Source organism: Methylolobus aquaticus, assembly GCF_054172105.1.
The window spans coordinates 59,126-65,212 of record NZ_JBSYXP010000021.1; the positions used below are offsets into that span (position 1 = coordinate 59,126).

The following is a 6,087-nucleotide window of genomic DNA, read 5'->3' on the forward strand; positions in this document are numbered from 1 at the left end:
CGTCCTAAGGCATGAGAGGCACGCCGCCGGGTGCGTGTCGGTTAAGGTGTGGAGATGGCAGGCCTATCGCCGTCAACCATTAGCGCAAAGGCCTGGGAAACAGAGGTAAACGGGGAGCTTCACAGGATGAGAATTCGGTTCGGAAAAAATGAAGTGCCTGTCGAGGTCTTCAAACAGTTTGTGGTCGACGAGCTCAACGTTCGTCTTCCGGGTCTGGACAGGAGTGTGCGCCTCAGGATGCATGAAACGGACCCGGAGGTCTTTAACCAGATCTGGATCCGGGAAGAATATGACAAGGATCTTCCGAGTGAGTGCAAGGTAATCATTGATGCAGGTGCGAACGTTGGATATTCCGTATTGTGGTTTAAAGCCCGCTACCCGGATGCCCGTGTCATCGCAATAGAGCCAGACCCGACAAACTTTGCCTGTTTGTTGGAAAATACTGCCGGACTGTCAGACGTCACTTGCCTCCATGGCGCTATCTGGTCGCATGAAACTGACTTGAATCTCAGCTATCGTGGGGCAACCGGGCACGCATTGAAATCTTGGGGCGTGCGAACGCACCCCGGCGAAGGACGGGGTTCGACGAAAGCGTTCTCGATAAGCAGCATTTTTGGGCGCTACGGACTTGAAGAGGTAGATATCCTGAAGATGGATATCGAAGGGGCTGAGAAGGAGGCTTTTCAAGAGTCCGACATGTCGTGGGTCAGCCGGGTGAGATGTTTCGCCGTCGAGACCCACGAGCGCATCAAGCCTGGCTCCAAAGCCGCTGTGTTTGATGTGTTGAACGAGGAACGGTTCAACCGCGCGCGGAAGGGTGAGAACTTCTTCTTTTACGCGAAGAACCAAGCTGTATAGTGCGCATGAACACGCAAGAGGTCAATACTGCGCTCCCGCATTTTCTCTGTATTGGCGCACAAAAGGCGGGAACTTCATGGCTGTGGTCCATGCTGCGACAGAATACGGCTATTTGGATGCCCCCAATAAAGGAGCTCCATTACTTCGATCATCTATTTCTACCTGAAAATAGGGGTTGGATAGAAAAGGGCCTAGCCCAACAAGTGAAGAAGCTTTTGGTGGCCGAGTGCCGCGAAGCCGAGAGCATCGATCTGGAACGGGTACGCTATCTGCTTGGCGTCGCTACCGAGACTCCATTCACGGAGCGTTGGTACCGTGGTGTATTTTCTCATCCTGAGGCCACTGGGAAGATCCTGGGTGAGGTAACACCGGCGTACTGCGCAATCGGGCCAGCCGGTATCACGTATCTGAAGCAACTACTGGGTGGGGTGAAGGCGATTTACCTCATTCGAGACCCAGTGGACCGCGCTCTTTCGCAAATTCGAATGACCATCCAGCGGTCGAAGACGTTTATTCCTGCCGAACCAAAGGCGTGGGACAGAGTTGCAAACTCTGCGGCAGTTCATAATCGGGGTAATTATGCGGAATATATACCTCTCTGGATCGATACCCTGGGTAAGGACAATGTTTTGTTTCTTCCGTTTGGCGATATCGTCAGGCGTCCTTTGGAATTGCTCCGAAGGGTAGAGCAATTTCTCGGGTGTGAGGAAGTTCGGCGCTACCACGGTATGACTAGCAAGGTACATAAAACGGGCAACATCGAGATCCCATTGCCAGTGGTGAATCGCATCGAGGAGACCATGCAGGGACAGCGACAATTTCTGGAGTCGTATTTCGGTCGCGAATTCGCCGTGTCGACGAAATGACGAGCGGTCAGAAGTGGGCGGACTTGTTTCTCGACGAGAGACAGGAGGCTTCGCGATTGCTCGCCCAGACCCTTACATCAACTTCTGCAGTGGAGCGCCGAGTCGACTCCCTGGCAAACAACGGTGTTCGCTTCAACCGCGGTATGAGCGATACGATCGCAGTTGCGGAAATGTCTGTCTCAAAGTTAAATGAAGGTAAATAGATGAGATTTGAAGTTAACAGATTCCGGGCTTTTTGGCTCGTCTTCGTCGCCTTATGTTTCTCTCTGCAATCCGTGTCCGCGTTAGCCGGGAACGGAGATATCTCTCTCTCGGGAAGGAATATTCTGCGCGACGGCAAGCCCTGGGTGCCAAAAGGGTTCGTACTGGTGGCTTTTGTGGCTTCGAAAGAACATGCAAAGGACTCATTCGCTAAAGCTCGTGCGCGATATGGCACTCAACTGCTGGACAAGGTCAAGGGGTTTGGCGCGGATGTCGTCCGGATACATGCCAGCCAAGCAGCCCTGGATCCAAAATCTCCGATTTATTCCCCAGGCTACCTGGAAGACTACAAAAAGGGGATAGCGTTGGCCAGGGCGAAGGGATTGACGGTCATCGTGTCTATGCAGTGGGAAGAGACCACGGGCTTGAAGGGGCAATCGAATATGCCCTCCGACATGACGCGGCGTGCGTGGGAGCGATTGGCACCGGTGTTTGCCAATGACCTCGGCGTCATGTACGAGTTGTTCAACGAGCCGGGCCTCAAGGAACAAAATGCTAGGAACTGGCAGATCTGGAAGGAAGGGCATCAATCGCTCATCGATCTGGTTCGTCGGACCGGGGCAAAAAATGTGCTTATCGTCGAGGGTTTGCGTATTGGGCACTATCTGAGCAATGCCCCCAGCCTTAAGGATCCGATGAACAAACTGGTCTACGGCGTGCATCCGTTCATAAACAAGGAGACCCGCACTCGTGCCGACTGGGATAGGGATTGGGGGCGTTTTGCGGATAGTCACCCGGTCATTGTGACGGCCTTCAATGCGCATTCGAGCCGCGGAAACTGCAAACCCGACACGCCCAAAATCGTTTCGAACCTGCTCGACTACCTCAGCGAGAAGAGGATTGGGGTGATTTTCTGGGCGTTTGATCTTCCCGGCCCGATTTTTGAGGACGGCGGGTTGGATCGTTTGACGAATTTTGAGAACTTCAGTTGCGCAGCGCCCAACAAGGGTGTGGGTGTGGCCGCACAGCGGCACTTTCGCGGAGCGCACTGAGCTTAGCTTAGGGTCCGATGCGCGTTGCACAGCACGGGCCCCATCATAACTCTAGCGATACGAATCACGGGCGGTCATTTTTCTGACGGGTTGTGGGAGAGTAACGCGGATGATAAGTAGAGCTGTGTGTTTCTTCGCGGCGCGACAGCGCCGCGGGTGCCAGATGCAACATGGTGGGCGACACAGTTAGTTGCGTGGAGCGCGGCTTGTTGGCCGGGGCACTGGCTAGGTGGGTCCAGGGAGTGCCCGCGCCGGACTGGGCGCCGACAGTTTGGGTGTGGCGAAAGCCGATTCTGGAAGTCAACAGTTTCAGATCCAATGAGAGGGGCTGATGGAATTCAATTGGCGGGGAAATAAGGTTGAGGTTCTTCGCTCGGTCACGGATGCGGAAACGGGTGAGGCAAAATTTGAGCGAGTGACCGTGCTGAGGGCGGATACGCTGCGCTTGAACGAAGGACTGCGGGCCAATTGTACCGAGGAGGAACTCGCAGAAATTCAAGGCTGGATCAAACGGAATAGAGCCAAGGCAGCGCTCAGAGGACAATACGCGGCGGTGACGCTTGCGGAGCAGATGGAACTGGCGGGTCGTTGGCTGGCACGCGCGGAACCCGCGTCCGCTGCAATACTAAGAGAGGAAGTCAGGGCCGCCTGGCGTGTTCTGAGGAAATCGCTCGACGCAACGGAAAAGCGGGCGACGCGCAGGAACAAGAAGAAAAAGGGGCTACTAGGGTCTGGCGCCTGATCCCGCCAGGCCGTGCTCCTGATACTGGCATGGTAGATGATGGCCAACCAGTCCATCACCACATTAGGGCCAGCTGTTTGACCGCGCGATGACCAAGATGCAGACGGTGACGCAGAGGGCACAAGCCGTACCGAAAATCTCGTTCAATCGCGCGGCCGAAACTGATACAACCAGGTTTCGGTAAGGGCCGCGCCGTTCCCCTGGATGAAGAGGCGTAGCTCGGTTGGATCAGGCGTGGACGGCGTCAGGTCAAAGATGGCCCGCCAACGTTTCGTTCCGGGTATGGGTTCGATGAACGCGTCGGTAATGGTGCCTTGCGACGTGTTGATGACGGGTGAAGCCTTCACGCTGTCGCCCCACAAGGGGTCCAGGGCCGGGCCGGCGAATTCCACTGCGAATTTGTATACACCTTTTGGTCTGGGTTTTCCGGGTTGGCCTCCTCGCCCGACCCGGGTCGCGACGCAGCGGGCAACAGCGGCGGGGTACGGTTCGTCAGCCAGCCAATGCAGACGGTATCTGAGTTGGTAAGCATTGCCGGCCTTGACGGGCGCGGCGGGGCGCCAGTAAGCGGTGATGTTGTCGTGAATCTCGTCGTCGGTGGGCAATTCGACGAGTTGCACCGACCCGGGTCCCCAGTCCTCCAGCGGCTCGACCCAAACGCTGGGACGGCGTTCATAGTTGACGCCGTCCAGGTAGTTCTCGAAGTTGCGGTCGCGCTGCAACAAGCCAAACCCTTTTGGATTCTCATCGGAGAAGCTGGACGTCACCGGGGTGGGAGGGTTAACCAAAGGGCGCCAGATGCGTTCTCCGCGTCCGGTCCAGATGGCGAGACCATCGGAGTCGTGTACCTCCGGGCGCCAGTCTTCGAGGCGATTCTTTTGCGACTCGCTGAACCAGTACATCGATGTGAGCGGTGCAAGGCCCAGGCGCTTGATGTCCTTGCGGACAAATAGGGAGGCATCGACGTCAATCACCACACCCTGTCTGCGCGATAGCGCGAAGCGGTAGGCGCCGGTCAGGCTAGGCCCGTCAAGTAGGGCGTAAACGAAGACCGGGCGCGCCTCATTGACGGTGTTTTCGATATAAAAGTCCGTGAAGTCGGGAAATTCTTCGGGTGTCGGCTCGGCGCTGTCGACAGCTACGCCACGAGCAGAGAGTCCGTATTGATTCAGGGCGCCGATGGCCCGGAAGTAGGAGGCGCCGAGAAAGGCGATCCAATCCTGGGTTCGCCAGTCAGGACGGCTGCGCGATTCGTGCAATCGGAAGCCCGCGAACCCGGAATTGTCGGCGAGTTTGCGCGCGGGACTGTCTTTGGGCATCGAAAAGTAGCGGCTAGTGTACTGGACCCGGCGGGCTTTGCCGTCGCTGACCAGATGCATTTGCACGGCCTTTTGAAAGAACATACCCAGGTGGAAAAAGGTCATCGGATAGATGCCGGGATCCTTTGTACCGAGCGCATAGTCGGTGTCAAAACGAATCTTGCCCCACTCCTCGTAGTCAATCCGCTCGACGATCTCCGGCGACGGACGCATCGGACTTTGATAGGGTTTGGCTGCCAGTTGGTTGGCTTGGTCAACGAGTCCCTGGTAACTGAAAGGCTGGGCTGGGCCTAACTGAAGGTCCGCTGCAATGGCGGCCGACAGTGTGGCGAAAATCAGGAGCGGCGCGATCGCGAAGCGGTGGTACGGGAAGGTTCTTAGCCAATGGGTGCTTGTGTCCATGGTCCTTTATCGGTCCGTTGCGACAGTGCTGTGGCAGAAAAAGCTCGCATCACGAAATGCGTTGACGACGAACAGCGTGGGCCCGTCAGTTTTTCCGCGCCATCTTTCCATGATTCCCCTTAAACTGGAAGTCCAACGGCGACAACGACCGCGCTTCAAGGCAGCGCCGTTCGGCGCCTGAGAGAGCGGAGCGATGGATCGATAATCCGCGCTGCGGTCTTGGATTAGAAGCGCTCCGCTCCCGCGGTAGGTGTGGGCTCGGTATCTGGGGGTGCGACGTAAGCGCTCCATAAACCGCACGCTTCCGCTGGCCTGATTGTTGTCGCAGGCTATCCGCTGGGTTTATCGGCAGAGGAGAACAGCGATGACAGAGCGGGCAGCCTATTGGTCGGGGCACCTGGCGGCGATCGAGCGGGAAGGGATCACGACGCGGGCTTACGCCACGCGGGAAGGGTTGTCGGTCGGCGCGCTGTATCAATGGCGGCGCGCGTTGAAGTCACGGGTGTTGCCCGCGGCGTCACCGGTGCCAGCGATCGGTGGGTTCGTGGCGGTGACGGTACCCCCAGTCATTGGGGGTAGCCGGGACGCGGTGGCGTGCCGACTGCGGCTGGGCGGCGGGGTGACGTTGGAGCTGACCACCCTCCCGA

The 6,087-nt window shown here is 57.2% G+C and carries 6 protein-coding genes; 5 read left to right on the forward strand and 1 reads right to left on the reverse strand.

All coding sequences use genetic code 11. The features are described 5' to 3' along the window. Positions 1–126: 126 nt before the first annotated feature. The 4 genes from ACW73L_RS20340 (at position 127) to ACW73L_RS20355 (ending at position 3,719) form a co-directional block, all read left to right on the forward strand. On the forward strand, positions 127–858 hold the full coding sequence (locus ACW73L_RS20340; RefSeq protein ID WP_498924395.1) for an FkbM family methyltransferase: 732 nt from the start codon (positions 127–129) through the stop codon (positions 856–858). 5 nt (positions 859–863) lie between these two features. Beyond that, entirely contained in the window at positions 864–1,724 is an 861-nt protein-coding gene (locus ACW73L_RS20345) for a sulfotransferase (protein ID WP_498924396.1), read from the forward strand. A 203-nt stretch (positions 1,725–1,927) separates the two neighbouring features. Continuing rightward, a complete protein-coding gene (locus ACW73L_RS20350; protein WP_498924397.1) occupies positions 1,928–2,977 on the forward strand; it encodes a glycoside hydrolase family 5 protein in 1,050 nt (349 codons plus the stop codon). Between the two features lie 331 nt (positions 2,978–3,308). After that, positions 3,309–3,719, forward strand: a complete 411-nt coding sequence (locus tag ACW73L_RS20355; RefSeq protein ID WP_498924398.1) for a hypothetical protein — start codon at positions 3,309–3,311, stop codon at positions 3,717–3,719. Positions 3,720–3,862: 143 nt separating this feature from the next. On the opposite strand, the gene ACW73L_RS20360 is transcribed toward ACW73L_RS20355, so the two are convergent. Further along, complete coding sequence (locus tag ACW73L_RS20360) at positions 3,863–5,440, reverse strand: OpgD/OpgG family glucan biosynthesis protein (protein ID WP_498924399.1); 1,578 nt, start codon at positions 5,438–5,440, stop codon at positions 3,863–3,865. A 364-nt stretch (positions 5,441–5,804) separates the two neighbouring features. On the opposite strand from ACW73L_RS20360, the gene tnpA reads away from it, so the two are divergent. Continuing rightward, positions 5,805–6,087 (forward strand): IS66 family insertion sequence element accessory protein TnpA (tnpA, locus tag ACW73L_RS20365; protein ID WP_498924400.1); only part of this gene is annotated, 283 nt, incomplete at its 3' end.